This window comes from Bradyrhizobium sp. 134 (assembly GCF_023074155.1).
Classification (GTDB): domain Bacteria; phylum Pseudomonadota; class Alphaproteobacteria; order Rhizobiales; family Xanthobacteraceae; genus Bradyrhizobium.
On sequence record NZ_JADPKX010000046.1, the window covers coordinates 495,124 to 510,807 of the forward strand.

Genomic DNA, 15,684 nt, shown 5'->3' on the forward strand with positions numbered 1-15,684 from the left:
CGCAGACAGGTCAAACAAGCAAGACACTCGGGGAGGCCAGCGATGACGAACGAGCTCGATTTCTCAGGCAAGCAGGTGCTGGTCGTCGGCGGATCCAGCGGCATCGGCAACGGCATTGCGCAAGCCTTTCGCGCCAGGGGCGCGCAAGTTGCGGTCTGCGGTACACGGGCTCACGCGAAGGAATATTCGCAAGCGGAAGGTTCGGATCTCACCGGTCTCTCCTACGCGCAGCTCGACGTCGGCAATGCCGGCGCGGTCGAAGCCTTCAAGCCGTCGTTCGAGCGACTCGATATCCTGGTGCTCGCGCAGGGCGCGGTGCTCTATCGCCGCGGCGAGTTCGAGATGGCGGGCTTTCGCAAGGTGGTCGAGGTCAACCTGATGAGCCTGATGGCCTGCGCCACGCGCTTTCATTCCATGCTGCGGGACTCGCGGGGATCGCTGATCATGGTGTCCTCGACCGCGGCCTATCATTCCACCATGGGCAATCCTGCTTACAACGCGTCGAAGACCGGCGCGGTCGGATTGACGCGGACGCTGGGCGAGGCCTGGGCCGAGGACGGCATCCGCGTCAACGGCATCGCGCCCGGTCTGGTCGACACCAAGATGACGAAGGTGACGACCGACAATCCAAAGCGGCTCGAAGGTGCACTTTCACGCATTCCGCTGCGGCGATTGGGCACGCCGGCTGACATGGCGGGCGCGGCGCTATTCCTGGCATCGCCGCTGTCGTCCTACATCATTGGCCAGACATTGGTCGTCGACGGCGGGCTTATTCTCTAGCGTGAGGAACCGCGCCGCTCCTGATCGGTTACTTGGGCTGACCCCTGAGGAGGAGCATCATGGATAAAGATCGGATTGTCGGCTCGACCAAGGAATTCGCAGGACGCGCGGAAGGCGCAGTCGGTGATCTCGCAGGCGATGCGCAGACACAGGCGTCGGGCAAGGCGCGGGAAGCCGCAGGCACCGTGCAGAATCTCTACGGCCAGGCCAAGGATGCCGTACGTGACGCGACCGACACCGCGGCCAGCTATGCCAAGGACGCCTACGACAAGCCGGCCGAAACCTTGCGCGACGGTTCGCAGGCGATTGCCCAGAAGGTGCAGGACAACCCGCTCGGCGCGCTGCTGGTCGCCGGCGGCATAGGCTTCGCGCTCGCGTTGCTGATGGCACGGCCTTCCCGCCGCCCGCCGCCGCGCTGGCGCTATTACGGCTGAAGCCAAGGCGCGATAAGCATCAGGCCCCGGACGCAGCGCGGCGTGTAACGCCGCGTTGCCGAGCCGGGGCCTTTTTTTATGGATGTTGCAAGGCGGTGTCCGCTCTGCGGCTGCGCCGCGTCCGGGACATGAGATCAACTATCGGAACACTTCCGCCGATCGCCCGACATTGCCAGGCGGCCGCGGGATCGCGGGGTTGGGATTCGGATTGCGCGGCGCGGGCGCCAATTGACGCGGCGGGGGCGGCGGCGAGCCAAAGCCGAAGAAATCTCGCATCGATGGCGCTGCCTGTGCCGGTTGCTGCGGCACCGGTGGCTTCTTTGGCGCAAGCTTTGGCGGGGCGATCGCTGCGGCCGCACCCGGCGTACCGCCATCAGGCGTCGTCGCGGCGACCGGCGTATCGCCCTTGGCCTGCTCGCGGCCGACTTCGCGGCGCGGCCAGGCATAATCGTCAGCGCGGCCGGCCGGCGCAGCCAGTGGCTCGCCCTTCACCATCGTCTTCGCAGCGAGCGCATCGACGGCGGCAGGACGTGAGCCCGGCCCACCCAGCAATTGATCGGTCGAGATCGAGGCCGCAACCAGCGGCACGATCGGGCCGGCCAGCGGCCGCGGCGCGGGCTTGCCGGGTTCGGCACTGGTGTCGGGGGTCGCCGGTTCGCTCGGCAGCGCGATCGGGCCGGAGCGCCCGGCGAGCAGGCGGGTGATCTCGCGTTCGACATAGTGGGCGAGCTTGCGCGCGCCGGGTTTTGTGAAATAGACGCCGTCACCGCTGCGGAGTTGACGGATCTGGCCTTCGAAGTCCGGGCCCTTCTGCAAGAAGCGGCCGGCCTCGTCGACAAAGCCGTCCCAGACGTCGACGTAAGTGATGCCGGCCTTGGCCGCGCCTTCGCGATAGAGCGAATCCAGGAACAGCATGTCCGCGGTGCCCTTGGGACCGCGGATCGCGGGCAGGCCGACCCAGAGCACCGGCACGCCCTTGGACTTGAGGACGTTGGCGAGCTCCTCGATCTTCTTGCCGTAGAGCTCGACCCAGCGTTCGTCGCGGAATTCGTAGAGGCCGTTCGGGTTACGCGCGGTCTTCTCGGGCGCAGCGACTGCGGGTGCGTCAGCGTTGTCGGCATCATCCTGCGGCAGGTCGGCATCGGCCGGCTTGTCGTCCGGCTTCGCGGCGGTGTCGCCGGGCTTGGCATCGCCGGGCTTGGCCGGTGGTTTGCCGCGCGCGCCCTTGTCGTTCTTCTTGTCCGTCGCCTTGTCCGATTTATCGGGCGCCGCCGCCTCGCGGATCGCGATGCGGTCGTTGAGGCCGAGCATCACCACGATCACGTCGGGCTTCTCGGTCTCGAGAATGCCCTTTGCAGCAGCCGTCCAGTCCGAGGGCTCACCCTTGGGCTGATACTTGATCAGGCCGGACGTGGTCTTGTGCTTGCGGATCACGCCCATGTCGGGCTGCTCGGTGTAGGCATCCTCCAGGCCGTAGGCGAGCCAATCGGCCATGGCGTCGCCGATCACCAGCACGTTCCTGTCGGGAATGGTCTCGCGCTTGGCCGGCGCCGGCGCGCGCGAAAAGTCCTGACGCGGTGCTTGCGGCTGTTGCTGCTGGAACGGCGCGAAGAAGTCGCCGCCGAACCATCCGCCACCGCCACCGCCACCTCCACCGTTCCGCGGCGGCGGCGGAGCCGCGCGCTGCGGTGGGCCGCCGAAGCCGGGGAAGTTGAAGAACTGCGCCGAGGCGGGTCCCGCGACCGACACCAGAATCGCAAGCGCCGTCCCCAGCGCGATCAGCGGGCCGGTCTCGGTCAGCACCTTGAACAGGGACTTCTTCGACATGCGATCTCGGCACGTGCAATGGGGATCAGGACAGGCTCGATATAATAACGGAATCGGGCGCCAAACGGGCAGATTCTCTTTCAGATTCTCTTCAGATCCTTGAGATCCTTGGCCCAAGATTATTGGCCCATACACGGCGAACCGCCGCCCCGGTCAAGACTGCCGGCCAAAATCCCTGTTCAGGGTTACTTTCGGCGCGATTTTACCGCCCGCGCAGCCGGTTCAGCGCGTCGGAGGAGGCAAATCCGTCCGCGGGGACCCCGATCGAGGCCTGGAAGTTGCGCAGGGCTTCCCGGGTCTGGCCGCCGAACTGACCGTCCGGGGTGCCCTTGTAGAAGCCGCGCTGGGCCAGCAGCTGCTGGAGTTCCAGCCGCTCGGTCCGAGACAGCTCCCGTTCCTGCCGCGGCCAGGGCTGCACGAACGGCTGGCCGCCGCGCAGGCGGTCGGCGAAATGGCCGATCGCCAGCGCATAAGCCTCGGCCGGATTGTACTTCATGATGACCCGGAAGTTCTGCAGCATCAGGAAGCCCGGCCCCTGCGCGCCGGCCGGCGCCAGCAGATAGGCCTTCTCGGCCGGATGCGGGAAGGGCTGGTTGGCCGGGCGCTTGAGGCCGAGCTTTTCCCATTGCGCCACCGTCATCGCCTTGGCGCGATCGGCCAGCATGTAGTTGAAGCCCTGGGGCACCACGACCTCGTAGCCCCAGGTCTGGCCGGCCTGCCAGCCGTCCTTTTTCAGATTGTTGGCGGTTGACGCGATCAGGTCGGAGGGATTGTCGACGACGTCACGCCGGCCGTCGCCGTCGCCGTCCACGGCAAAGCGCTTGAACGCGGTCGGCATGAACTGGGTCGGGCCGAAGGCGCCGGCCCAGGAGCCGCGCAATTGCTCGGGCCTGAGATCGCCGCGGTTGAGGATCTCCAGCGCGGAGAGGAATTCGTCCTTGAAGTAACCCTGGCGGCGGCCGATGCAGGCGAGCGTCGCGGTCGATTGCAGCACGCTGCGGTCGCCCATCTGAGTCGAGTAGTTGGACTCGATGCCCCAGATCGAGGCGATGATGTAGCGATCGACGCCGGTGGCTTTTTCGGTGGCGTCGAACTGCGCCTTGTATTTGGCCAGGACCTCGCGGCCCTTGGCGAGGCGGTTGTCGTTCACGAGGATGTCCAGATAATCCCAGATCGACTTGGTGAACTCGGGCTGCGAATCCATCAGGTCCATGATGCGCAGATCGGGTGCGAGGCCTGCCGTGAAGCGCTGGAAATTTTCCTGCGTGATGTTGCGCCGTGCGGCATCGGGCCACATGCCCGCGACGCAATTGTTGAAATTGCCCGCGGCCTCTCGGATCGCGGCGGCTGTCATCAGCGGATGACCGGAGGCGCCGTCCTCGCCGGTCCAGGGTTGAACTCCCGTTTGAGCCCCGCTGGGCCCGGGCGCTGCTGGCGAAGGCGCCGCGTTGGGGCCGGAGAAGATACCGCCGAACAGATTTGACAGACCGTTCTGAGCCTGCGCGCCGGCGGGAAGCGGGAACAGCAGGGCGGCCGCAATCATCATCGCACCGGTCACGGACCCGCCCCGTTTTGCCAGCCCTGCCATTGATTGCATCATGTCCACACCTGTCCGGCCAAAATCCGCCCTCAGGAGGCCTGGTTACGGTTGCCAACAGCTTAACAAAGGTGAAATTTTGATGGTGGCCTTTTTCTTAACTCTGTGAGGATGAGGCCCCACATCCGCCTTTGTTGGCGGCTGCAAACAAGCTAGCAAGATGCCATTGCTCCCTTCACGTGTTCCTCAGGTATTCGATCAATCCCATGAAAATCCGCAAAGCCGTATTTCCCGTTGCCGGCCTCGGCACCCGCGTCCTGCCCGCCACCAAGGCGATGCCGAAGGAAATGCTGACGATCGTCGACAAGCCGCTGATCCAGTACGTCTATGACGAGGCCCGGGAAGCCGGCATCGAGCACTTCATCTTTGTCACCGGCCGCAACAAAAGTGTCATCGAAGATCATTTCGACCGGATGTTCGAGCTCGATGCGACGCTGGCCGCGCGCGGCAAGAAGACCGAGCAGGACGTTCTGGCGCAGAACCAGCCGGAGGCCGGCGCCGTCAGCTTCACCCGCCAGCAGGCGCCGCTCGGCCTCGGTCACGCGGTCTGGTGCGCGCGCGACATCGTCGGCAACGAACCGTTCGCGGTCGTGCTGCCCGACGAACTCGTGCTCAATTCGCCCGGCTGCCTGAAGCAGATGATCGACACCGCCAGCAAGCTCGGCGAAAAATCCAACGTCATCGCGGTCGAGCCGGTGCCCGATCATCTGACCCATCAATACGGCATCTGCGGCGTCGGCAAACGTACCGGCAAGATGTTCGAGGTCGACGGCATGGTCGAGAAGCCGGCCAAGGGCACCGCGCCCTCCAATCTTTCGATCACCGGCCGCTACATCCTGCAGCCGGAGATCTTCAAGATCCTGGAGACCCAGGAGCGCGGCGCCGGCGGCGAGATCCAGCTCACCGACGCCATGATCGGCCTCGCCAGATCGCAAAAATTCTACGGCGTCGAGTTCGAGGGCGAGCGCCACGATTGCGGCTCCAAACCCGGCTTCCTCCGCGCCAATATCGCCTACGGCCTGAAGCGGCCGGAGCTGCGTGACGGGCTCATTGCGGAGATGAAGAAATATCTGGGGCAGTAGCGCTCCGCTCGTCATTGCGAGGAGCGAAGCGACGAAGCAATCCAGGCTGCCTCCGAGGCGACAGTCTGGATTGCTTCGCTTCGCTCGCAATGAGGGAACGAACTCCTCACGCCACCAGCGACAGCTTCGGCAGGCTCGCGACCACCGACTGGTTGCGGCCGCCGGCTTTTGCGGCGTAGAGGGCCTTGTCGGCGGCGGCGACCAGCAGCGGCCAGTCCACGCCCGTGGTCGGAACGAGGCTCGCGATGCCGCAGGACACCGTCGAGCTCGTGTGGTCGTCGGACCAGCCCTGCACCTTGGCGCGGATCTTCTCGGCCACCGTGAGGGCGTCGGGGACCGAGGTGCCCGGCAGCAGCACGGCGAATTCCTCGCCGCCATAGCGCGCCGCGCAATCGCCGGCGCGGCTCACCGAATCGGAAATGCAGATGGCGATGCCGACCAGCACCTGGTCGCCGGCCTGGTGGCCGAACGTGTCGTTGTAGGCCTTGAAGTGATCGGCATCGATCATCAAGAGCGCGATCGGCGTCTGCTGCCGCATCGCGCGGCGCCATTCGACGTCGATCACCTGGTCGAACTTGCGGCGGTTCTTCAGGCCGGTGAGCGCGTCGGTCGTCGCCATCTCCTCGAGCTTGCGCTCGGCCTCGGCGCGCCGGCCGATCTCGCGCGCGAGCACCAGCGTCGATGCGAGCATGAACAGGCTGAGCGCCAGCACCACGGCGCCGATGCGGTAGGCTTCCCTCTGCCAGAGCTCGAACACCGCGGCCAGCGGTTTGCCCGCCACCACGAACAGCGGACCGCTGTCGCTGCTGCGCACATAAAGTCGCGGAGTCGGATCGACCGGGCCCTGGCCCGCATAGGAGGCGCCGACCCGGAGATTTTCGGCCTTCCATGTCCGCCGATCGTTCAGGTTGGTGCCGATCACGTCGAGGTCGAACGGGCGCCGCATCATGATGGTGCGGTCGCGCTTGAGCACGGTGATGGTGTCATGGGGATCGAGGTTCAGCCGCTCGAACAACTCGTGGAAATAGCTGAAGCGGATCGAGCCGGCGACGACCCCGAGGAAGCCGCCGTCGGTGTCGCTGATGCGCCGGCTCAGCACGATTGCATAGGCGCCGCGGAACAGCATCGGGCGGCTGATGAAGAGGCCCGTTTCGGGACTGTCGCGATGAGCCTTGAAGTAATCCTCGTCGCCCCGGTTCACGGCAACGGGATCGAGCGTCGAGGCGTCGATGGTCAACCGGCCGTCGGCGTCGAACACCTGGATCGCGCCGAAATGCCTCGCCGTGGTCGAATGGTCGAACAGGATCAGGTGACGGATCGGCTTCGAGACCGTGGCGATTTCCGGCAGCAGCATGTTGCTGGCGACCGCCTTGAGGGCCAGATCGTAGATCTCGATGTTGCGGCTGACGTCGGACTCGATGGTCGTCGCCAGGTTTTCCAGGGTCTGGCGGGCGAGCGCCTCCTCGCCGCGACGCATGTCCAGCATGACGTTGACGCAAATGGCGGAAAAGCCGATCACCGTCACCACGGACGAGATGATCAGCAGCTTCGCCGAAAGCCGCCATGGCCGTCGGGCCGTGACGTCGCGCCATCGAGACAACATCGTTTGCTCCCGACACCAGTGAATGCGCCCGAAAGCTTGAGTAGTGTTTAAGCCGGGACGGCGCTGCCGGAATGAGTTAAAAATTGGTTTCCGCGGCTCACGTTTTTGGGCAAAGCGGGGCTTCGACCAGCGAAGAGGACAGCGGTGAACGACTACGACGCGTTGCGCGATTATCTGATGCGGCAGAAGCAGACGGAATTCGTGCTGACCTATGAACAGATCGAAGAGATCATCGGCGCGGCCCTGCCGCGCGCGGCGAATCGTGCCTCATGGTGGGACAGCCTGCGCAGCCCGGATATCCAAATGCCGCAACGCGAAGCCTGCCTCGCCGCGGGTTTCAAGGCGATGCGGATGCCGGACGGCGAGAGCGTGCGGTTCACCAAGCTGAAGAGTGATCGGCGCAGGCCTGGGTGAGGCGAGGGGAAGCTAGCTCGCCGCTTCCAGGCGCACTTCCGTGAGCAGGCGCATCGCGGCGTCGGCATCCATGGGTTCGCCGAAGGCAAACCCTTGCGCATATTCGCAGCCCATCTGGTAGAGCTCGACCGCGTCGGAATCGGTCTCGGCACCTTCGGCGACCACGTCCATGCCGAGGTCGTGCGCGAGCGCAATGATGGACTTCAGGATCACCGGGCGGGTGCCGCGGTTGGTGGTGCGAACGAAGGACTGGTCGATCTTGATGGTGTCGAACGGGAAGCGCTGCAGATAGGCCAGCGACGAATGCCCGGTGCCGAAATCGTCGAGCGACAGCCCGGTGCCGAGCTCGCGGATCCGCGTCAGCATCTGTGCCGCGTGCTCCGGATTCTCCATCACCAACGATTCCGTCAGTTCCAGCTTCAGCGTGCCGCGCGCGACCGAGGAGCGCGACAGCACGGTGCGGATGTCGTGGATCAGATCGTGGCGCAGCAATTGCCGCGAGGAGACGTTGACCGATGCGAAGATCGGCTCGCGCGAGCGCATCGCGCGCTGCCAGATCGAGAGCTGCTTGGCGGTCTGGTCGAGCACGAACATGCCGAGGTCGATGATCAGGCCGGTCTCTTCCGCGATGGTGATGAATTCCGACGGCGCCATGCGTCCGAGCTTGGGATGATCCCAGCGCACCAGCGCCTCGAAGCCGGCGACGGAGCGGTCTTCAAGCCGCACGATCGGCTGGTACAGGATCGTGAGCTCCTGCCGCTCGATGGCGCGGCGCAGTTCGCTCTCCAGCGTCAGCCGGTCGGTCTTTCGCGCGCGCATCGCGGACTTGTAGACGTCGATGCGGTCGCCGCCGATGCGCTTGGAGTGATACATCGCAAGCTCGGCGTCCTTGATGATCTCGTCCGTGAGCTGAACTTGCGGATCGGACAAGGCAAGGCCGATCGAGGCCGTGAGAAAGATCTCGCGTTCGTTGAAGGCGATCGGCGCGCGGATGGTCTTGCGGATGGTCTCGGCGAAAGCGGTGATGCGGGCGGGGTCCTGCTCCGACAGCAGGATCAGGCCGAACTGGTCGCCGGCAAGCCGCGCCAGCGTATCCTGCGGCTTCAGGATGCGGGTGAGGCGGCGGGCCAGCGTCAGCAGGATGGAATCGCCGACCGCGATGCCGACGGAATCGTTGACCTGCTTGAAGCGGTCGAGGTCGATCACCATCAGCGTCGGCCGCAACGTCGGCATGGTCTTGGCAAAATGAGCGACGGCGCCGAGGCGGTCCATGAACAGCTTGCGGTTGGGCAGGCCGGTGAGATTGTCATGCACGGAATCGTGGAGCAGGCGCTCCTCGGCGTTGCGGAGCTCAGTGACGTCGGTGAGGGTGCCGACCACGCGCGAGACCTCGCCGTCGGAGCCGACCACCGGGCGCGCCTTCAGCGCGAACCACATGAAGTGACCGTCCGGCGTGCGCAGGCGGAAATCCTGCACCAGGCGACCGCGGCGCTGGTCGAGCACGCTGTCGAGCGCGGCGCGGAAACGGTCCTGGTCGAGCGGGTGCAACACTTCGAGCCAGGAGGCGGCCGGACCTTCCAGCGTGCCGCGTTTGAGGCCGAGCAGGGCTTCGGTCTCGGGACTGGTGAAGACCTTGTCGGCGGAGACGTCCCAGTCCCAGATCAGATCGCCGGAACCGGCCAGCGCCAGCGCGCGGCGCTCGATGTCGGAAACGACGCCGGTGGTGGCGCCGCCGCCGGCGAACGCATGTTGCATCACCGTGAAGCCGATCAGCATCACGATCAGCACGAGGCCGCCGAGCAGGGCAGGGCCGACGATGTCGTTGGTGACTGAGCCCGCGACCGTCATGCCGGCCGCGACCACCCAGACCACCAGCAGGAACCAGGTCGGGATCAGCAGCACCGCGCGGTCGAAGCCGTGGGTGGAGAGATAGACGATCAGCGCGAAGCCGGCGAAGGCAATCAGCACCAGCGATATGCGCGCGATGCCGGAGGCCACCGCAGGGTCGAACAGGGCCAGCGCCACCAGCGAGCCCAGGAACGCGAGCCAGCCCACCGTGATGTGGGAATAGCGCACGTGCCATCGACTGAGATTGAGATAGGCGAACAGGAACACCAGCAGCGTCGCCGCCAGGATCGCCTCGCCGGCCGCGCGCCAGATGCGCTCGGCGTTGTTCGACATGTCGAGCACCTTGCCCCAGAAGCCGAAATCGACGCCGATATAGACCAGCACCGCCCAGGCCAGCGCCGCGGCGGCCGGGAACATGATGCTGCCCTTGACCACGAACAGGATGGTCAGCACCAGCGCCAGCAAGCCGGAGATGCCGATCACGATGCCCTGGTACAGCGTGAACGAGTTGACCTTGTCCTTGTAGGATTCCGGCTCCCACAGATAGAGCTGCGGCAGCTTGTCGGTGCGCAGCTCCGCGACGAAGGTGACGACGGCGCCGGGATCGAGGGTGACGCGGAAGACGTCGGCGGTCGGGCTCTCCTGCCGCTCCGGCCGGTCGCCCGTCGAGGGCGTGATGGTCGCGATGCGCGACAGCCCGAGATCGGGCCACAGCAGCCCCGAAGAGACGATGCGGTAATGCGGGGCGACGATCAGGCGGTCGAGCTGGTCGTCGGTGTTGTTGGCGAGCGCGAACACCACCCAGTTCTGGCCCCCTTCGCGGGCGCGCACCTCGATGCGGCGGACGATGCCGTCGGTACCGGGCGCGGTGGAGACCTGGATGCGGTCGGCGTCGCTGCGCTGATGCTCGAGCACGCCGGTGAGGTCGATCGCGGGCGCGTCACCGCGGACGCTGACAGCGTCGAGCGCGCGCGCCGGGAACGCGCAGACGAGAATCATGAGGCCCAGCGCTATGGGCGCGAGGCACCTGATCAGACGCAAGGTCAGTTCTCCGCGTTCGACGCAAACTGTTCGGTGCAGGCTCTTCGGTGCACGGCGTTTTCCGAACGGAACAAGGTGGTTCGGTGCGTCGCGATAGATGCCACGAAAGCAAGGAAAATCAAAGGGTTTCCGGCTTGCCCTGTGGGCCGCTGGCCTAGACCTCCAACACAATTTTGCCAATATGTGCCGAGGTTTCCATCCGCCGGTGCGCGTCGGATGCCTTTTCCAGCGGGAAAGTGCTGTCCATCAGCGGCTTGACCCGGCCTTCGCGCAATAGCGGCATCACTTTCGCCTCGATCGCGGCCACCATCGCCGCCTTGTCCGCATTACTACGGGGGCGCAGCGTCGAACCGGTATGCGTCAGGCGCTTCACCATCACCTTGGCGATGTTGACGGTGACCTTGGGTCCGTTGAGGGTCGCGATCTGCACGATGCGGCCGTCGAGGGCGGCGGCGTCATAGTTGCGATCGACATAGTCGCCGGCGACCATGTCGAGGATCAGATTGGCGCCGGCATTGTTCGTCTCCGCCTTGACCACGGCGACGAAGTCTTCCGTCTTGTAGTTGATGGCACGATCCGCGCCGAGCTTGAGGCAGGCATCGATCTTGTCCTGCGATCCCACGGTGACGATCACCTTGGCGCCGAACGCTTTGGCGAGCTGGATCGCCATGGTGCCGATCCCGGACGAGCCGCCATGGATCAGCAGCGTCTCGCCGGCCTTCAGCCCGCCGCGCTCGAACACGTTGTGCCAGACCGTCATCAGCGTTTCCGGCAATGCGCCGGCTTCCTTGATCGACAGCGACGGCGGCACGCTCATCGCCTGGCCGTCCTGGGCGATGCAGTACTGCGCATAGCCGCCACCGGCGACCAAGGACATCACCTTGTCGCCGATCTTGTGCCGCTTGGCGTTGCTGCCGACGGCCACCACTTCGCCGGCGATCTCGAGGCCGGGCAGGTCGCTGGCGCCGGGCGGCGGCGGATAGGCGCCGGAGCGCTGCGCGACGTCGGGCCGGTTGACGCCGGCGGCCTGCACCTTGACCAGGATCTCGTCGGGGCCGGGCTGCGGCAGCGCCCGCTGTTCCGGCACCAGCACTTCCGGTCCGCCGGGTTTCGAGATGGCGACCACAGTCATTTGCGCGGGCAGCTTGTCCATGATGTGTCCTTGAGCAAAGGTGCGGGATGGAACGAGGCCATTGCTTAGCCAGCGCGGTGCAGGCTGGCAACCGCCTCAGCCGCTTGTGAAGCGAACGCAGGAGGAACCAGGATGGCGATGGAAGACGACGACCGCCCGCGCAAGAAGATCAGCCATGACATCGGACAGGATCTCTCGCTCTTGTCGGTGGAGGAACTGACCGAGCGCCTCGCGCTGCTCAAGGGCGAGATCACAAGGCTGGAAGAAGCCGCAACAAAGAAGCGCGCCTCGCGCGATGCGGCGAACAGCGTCTTCAAGAAGTAGGCTCGAAACAATAGCTGTCGTCCCGGCGGAGGCCGGGACCCATACGCCGTGCGAGCAGTTTTCCGAAGACTCGGAGTTGCCGGCTCGCGCGACGACTTTTCCCTGTGGCTATCGGCCCCGGCCCCCGTGCGCAATTGCGCACTAGGCCGTGGCGACGGAGAGAGTTTGTTCCGCGGGCGCACTCGGCCACTGACCGACATGGCTAACGAACCCTCAAAATATTCGCTCGTTTACTCCACATTAAGCTTTCGAGTTTATGACTGGGAACTGTCCTTGTTTGGACACCGAGTGGCTCCTGTCCACTCTGTTTGACGCCTCCCTGTTATCAACTTTCAAAGCCGCCGGTTTTCCGGCGGCTTTTTTTTTGCGCCCAGCTCCGCCTTTTTGCGTCTCGCACCGGTTGAATTCCGAGCAAAGACCCGCGGAAACCATATCCATGCTTGTCACTGGACTCGGCGTCCCGCCCGCGCAATGATTTGTTCATCATAAGCCGGCGCCAAAGCCGGGCAGTCAGACAGTTGCGTAAGGGGCGTTAACCATGGAACGTTTGCAAGCCGAAGGCGCTCTCGTTCAACTCAGCGAGCGGTTCACTAATTCTGCGGCGTTCGGCGTCCTGTTCCGCGAGGGCATGGACCTGGTCGAGGAGACCGCCGCCTATCTCGATGGCGCCGGCCGCACCGAGGCCAAGGCGCTCGATCGCGCCGTCAGCCTCACCTATGCGACCGAGAGCATGCGTCTGACCACCCGCCTGATGCAGCTCGCCTCATGGCTGCTGCTGCACCGCGCCGTCAAGGAAGGCGAGATGACGTTGGGCCAGGCCAACCGGGAAAAAACCAAGGTCAAGCTCTCCGCCGCCGATCCCGGCTCCACCGACAGCATCGAGAAGCTGCCGTCGCAGCTCCAGGATCTGATCCATCGCTCGATGAGCCTCCAGACCCGCGTGCGCCGCCTGGACACCACCATCCACACCCCGCCGGTCGATCATTCCTCGATCGGCAACCCGCTGGTGCCGCATCTCAACGCACTGAAGGCGGCATTCGAGCGGTAAGCTCCCGTCATTGCGACGAGCGTCCCCCCAAAACAAAAAACGCCCCCGGCTCTCCGGGGGCGTTTTTCGTCTCCAGCCGCGAGGGCCGGATCAATCCTTTTTGAGAAAGCCCGAAAACTTCTTCTGGAAGCGCGAGACGCGGCCGCCGCGATCCATCAGCTGCGCGTTGCCGCCGGTCCAGGCCGGGTGCGACTTGGGGTCGATGTCGAGATTCAGCGTGTCGCCTTCCTTGCCCCAGGTGGAGCGGGTCAGGTACTCGGTTCCGTCGGTCATCACGACCTTAATCGTATGATAGTTCGGGTGAATTTCGGCTTTCATGGCAATTCCTCGGCGCCCCGGCGCCTCACTTGAGTGGCTATCGAATGAGGGATTTGGCGGGGTCTATACCCCACGGGCCCCTGTAAAACAAGCCATTGCAGAGCCTTTGGGGCCTTAGGGGACCGGGCGGCCCCCTAAGGGACATCCCGGATTTGCCACGCCTGCTCGCGCGGCCTATCTGGAGCAGACTACCTGTCTTTGTCTTTTGGTCGGATCTCATGAGCGCAGTAGAACGGCTTGAAACCGGGCCCGCAGAGGCCCCGTCGATCGAGGCCGACCTGATCGAGGCGCCGGCGAAGAGCCGCGCGAAGCTGCGGCCGCTGCTGGCGCTTGCGCCCTATGTCGCGCACTATCGCGGCCGGGCTGCGCTGGCCTTCGTGGCGCTGACGATCGCGGCGCTGACCACCCTGCTGGTGCCGGTCGCGGTGCGCAGGATGATTGATTTCGGCCTGACGCCTGAAGGCATCGAGCTGATCAACAGCTATTTCTCGGTGATGATCGCCGTCGTCGCCGTGCTCGCGTTGGCGAGTGCGGCGCGCTACTACCTCGTGATGACGATCGGCGAGCGCATCGTCGCCGATCTCAGGCGCGACGTCTTCGCCCATCTGCTGTCGCTGTCGCCGGCCTTCTTCGATTCCGCGCGCAGCGGCGAGCTGGTGTCGCGCCTGACTGCCGACACCACCCAGATCAAATCCTCCGTCGGCGCCTCGGTCTCGATCGCGCTGCGCAACCTGATGATGTTCTTCGGTGCCGCGGCGATGATGGTGATCACCAGCCCGCGGCTATCAGGCTTCGTGCTGCTGGCCATTCCCCTGATCGTGCTGCCGCTGGTCGCCTTCGGGCGCTGGGTGCGGCGGCTGTCGCGCAATGCGCAGGACACGCTGGCCGAGGCCTCCGCCTATGCGAGCGAACTCGTCGGTGCGATCCGTACCGTGCAGGCCTATACCAGCGAGAGCCTCGCCGAGAGGCGCTTCGGCGGCGAGGTCGAGCAGGCCTATGAGGCCGCGCGCACCTCCACGCAGGCGCGCGCCGTGCTCACGGCCATCATCATCTTCATCGTGTTCGCAAGCGTGGTCGCGATCCTCTGGATCGGCTCGCACGACGTGCTGACCGGCACCATCACGCCGGGCCGGCTCGGCCAGTTCGTGCTCTATGCGGCCTTCGCCGCGGCCGGCCTCGGCCAGCTCAGTGAGGTCTGGGGCGAGATATCGGCGGCATCAGGCGCTTCCGAGCGCCTGTTCGAGATCCTGCATGTGCAGCCCGACATCACCGCGCCCACCTCGCCGCGCGCGCTGCCGGTGCCGGCGCGCGGCGAAGTCGGCTTCGACCATGTCAGCTTCGCCTATCCGGCACGGCGCGACGTCAATGTGCTCGATGCCGTCTCGTTCACCGTGCGCCCCGGCGAGAAGGTCGCGATCGTCGGTCCGTCCGGCGCCGGCAAGAGCACGATCTTTCATCTGCTGTTGCGCTTCTACGATCCGCGCAGCGGCGCGATCTCGCTCGACGGCGTGCCGGTCAAATCTGCCGATCCGCGTGAATTCCGCTCCCGCATCGCGCTGGTGCCGCAGGAATCCAATGTGTTTGCGGCAAGCGCCCGCGACAACATCCGCTTCGGCCGGCCCGATGCCACCGACGCCGAGGTCGAGCGCGCCGCCGAGCTCGCGCACGCCGCCGAGTTCATCCGCCGCCTGCCCGAAGGTTTCGACACCCCGCTCGGCGAGCGCGGCGTGACGCTGTCCGGCGGCCAGCGCCAGCGCATCGCGATCGCGCGTGCGATCCTGCGCGATGCGCCGCTTCTCCTGCTCGATGAAGCCACCTCCGCGCTCGATGCCGAAAGCGAGACGCTGGTGCAGACCGCGCTGGAAGAACTGATGCGCCACCGCACCACGCTCGTCATCGCGCACCGCCTCGCCACCGTGCTGTCGTGCGATCGCATCCTGGTGATGGACCAGGGCAGGATCGTCGAGCAGGGCACGCATGCGGAGCTCGTGGCCGCGAACGGACTCTATGCCAGGCTGGCGAGGTTGCAGTTCGAGGGGGCGTGAGGCGTCGCCTCACGCACAGTGTCATCGCCCGCGAAGGCGGGCGATCCAGTACTCCGAGACGGTCGTGATCAATCGAGAAGCCGCGGCGTACTGGATTCCCCGCCTTCGCGGGGAATGACGGCGGAGATTTTGGCAGGCGCGTCGCGCGACAAGGTCTTCCTTCATAGCAAGCGGATGATGGATGTTTGTCG

13 protein-coding genes are annotated in these 15,684 nt (G+C 65.4%); 7 read left to right on the top strand and 6 right to left on the bottom strand.

Going from position 1 to position 15,684, the window contains the following annotated elements; all coding sequences use genetic code 11:
• Window positions 1-42: 42 nt before the first annotated feature.
• Window positions 43-780: an SDR family oxidoreductase gene (locus tag IVA75_RS19725; protein ID WP_247283786.1), complete on the top strand. Its 738-nt coding sequence runs from the start codon at window positions 43-45 to the stop codon at window positions 778-780.
• Window positions 781-839: 59 nt separating this feature from the next.
• Window positions 840-1,214 (top strand): CsbD family protein, encoded by a 375-nt coding sequence (locus IVA75_RS19730; protein WP_247283788.1) that lies wholly within the window; start codon window positions 840-842, stop codon window positions 1,212-1,214.
• Between the two features lie 138 nt (window positions 1,215-1,352).
• Here IVA75_RS19730 and IVA75_RS19735 read toward each other — a convergent pair whose 3' ends face one another.
• Together IVA75_RS19735 and IVA75_RS19740 are read right to left on the bottom strand one after the other, a co-directional pair.
• Window positions 1,353-3,041 carry an SGNH family hydrolase gene (locus IVA75_RS19735; RefSeq protein ID WP_247283813.1) on the bottom strand — a complete coding sequence of 563 codons (1,689 nt, stop codon included), beginning with the start codon at window positions 3,039-3,041 and terminating at the stop codon, window positions 1,353-1,355.
• Window positions 3,042-3,243: 202 nt separating this feature from the next.
• Window positions 3,244-4,641 (bottom strand): lytic murein transglycosylase, encoded by a 1,398-nt coding sequence (locus IVA75_RS19740; protein ID WP_247283816.1) that lies wholly within the window; start codon window positions 4,639-4,641, stop codon window positions 3,244-3,246.
• 203 nt (window positions 4,642-4,844) lie between these two features.
• Between IVA75_RS19740 and IVA75_RS19745 the strand changes: the two genes are divergently transcribed.
• Window positions 4,845-5,720 (top strand): UTP--glucose-1-phosphate uridylyltransferase, encoded by an 876-nt coding sequence (locus tag IVA75_RS19745; protein ID WP_007599884.1) that lies wholly within the window; start codon window positions 4,845-4,847, stop codon window positions 5,718-5,720.
• A gap of 106 nt (window positions 5,721-5,826) precedes the next feature.
• Here IVA75_RS19745 and IVA75_RS19750 read toward each other — a convergent pair whose 3' ends face one another.
• Entirely contained in the window at window positions 5,827-7,323 is a 1,497-nt protein-coding gene (locus IVA75_RS19750; protein ID WP_247283827.1) for a diguanylate cyclase, read from the bottom strand.
• Window positions 7,324-7,467: 144 nt separating this feature from the next.
• On the opposite strand from IVA75_RS19750, the gene IVA75_RS19755 reads away from it, so the two are divergent.
• Window positions 7,468-7,737 carry a hypothetical protein gene (locus IVA75_RS19755; protein ID WP_027570252.1) on the top strand — a complete coding sequence of 90 codons (270 nt, stop codon included), beginning with the start codon at window positions 7,468-7,470 and terminating at the stop codon, window positions 7,735-7,737.
• A gap of 12 nt (window positions 7,738-7,749) precedes the next feature.
• Here IVA75_RS19755 and IVA75_RS19760 read toward each other — a convergent pair whose 3' ends face one another.
• Window positions 7,750-10,626 carry an EAL domain-containing protein gene (locus IVA75_RS19760; RefSeq protein ID WP_026232774.1) on the bottom strand — a complete coding sequence of 959 codons (2,877 nt, stop codon included), beginning with the start codon at window positions 10,624-10,626 and terminating at the stop codon, window positions 7,750-7,752.
• Between the two features lie 154 nt (window positions 10,627-10,780).
• Entirely contained in the window at window positions 10,781-11,779 is a 999-nt protein-coding gene (locus IVA75_RS19765) for an NAD(P)H-quinone oxidoreductase (protein ID WP_007605500.1), read from the bottom strand.
• Between the two features lie 111 nt (window positions 11,780-11,890).
• On the opposite strand from IVA75_RS19765, the gene IVA75_RS19770 reads away from it, so the two are divergent.
• Together IVA75_RS19770 and IVA75_RS19775 are read left to right on the top strand one after the other, a co-directional pair.
• Window positions 11,891-12,082 (top strand): DUF1192 domain-containing protein, encoded by a 192-nt coding sequence (locus tag IVA75_RS19770; protein WP_247283829.1) that lies wholly within the window; start codon window positions 11,891-11,893, stop codon window positions 12,080-12,082.
• A 538-nt stretch (window positions 12,083-12,620) separates the two neighbouring features.
• Window positions 12,621-13,130 (top strand): DUF1465 family protein, encoded by a 510-nt coding sequence (locus tag IVA75_RS19775; protein ID WP_007599893.1) that lies wholly within the window; start codon window positions 12,621-12,623, stop codon window positions 13,128-13,130.
• Between the two features lie 90 nt (window positions 13,131-13,220).
• Here IVA75_RS19775 and rpmE read toward each other — a convergent pair whose 3' ends face one another.
• On the bottom strand, window positions 13,221-13,448 hold the full coding sequence (gene rpmE / locus IVA75_RS19780; RefSeq protein WP_007599895.1) for a 50S ribosomal protein L31: 228 nt from the start codon (window positions 13,446-13,448) through the stop codon (window positions 13,221-13,223).
• Between the two features lie 218 nt (window positions 13,449-13,666).
• Between rpmE and IVA75_RS19785 the strand changes: the two genes are divergently transcribed.
• Window positions 13,667-15,493: an ABC transporter ATP-binding protein/permease gene (locus IVA75_RS19785; RefSeq protein ID WP_247283831.1), complete on the top strand. Its 1,827-nt coding sequence runs from the start codon at window positions 13,667-13,669 to the stop codon at window positions 15,491-15,493.
• Window positions 15,494-15,684: the final 191 nt, after the last annotated feature.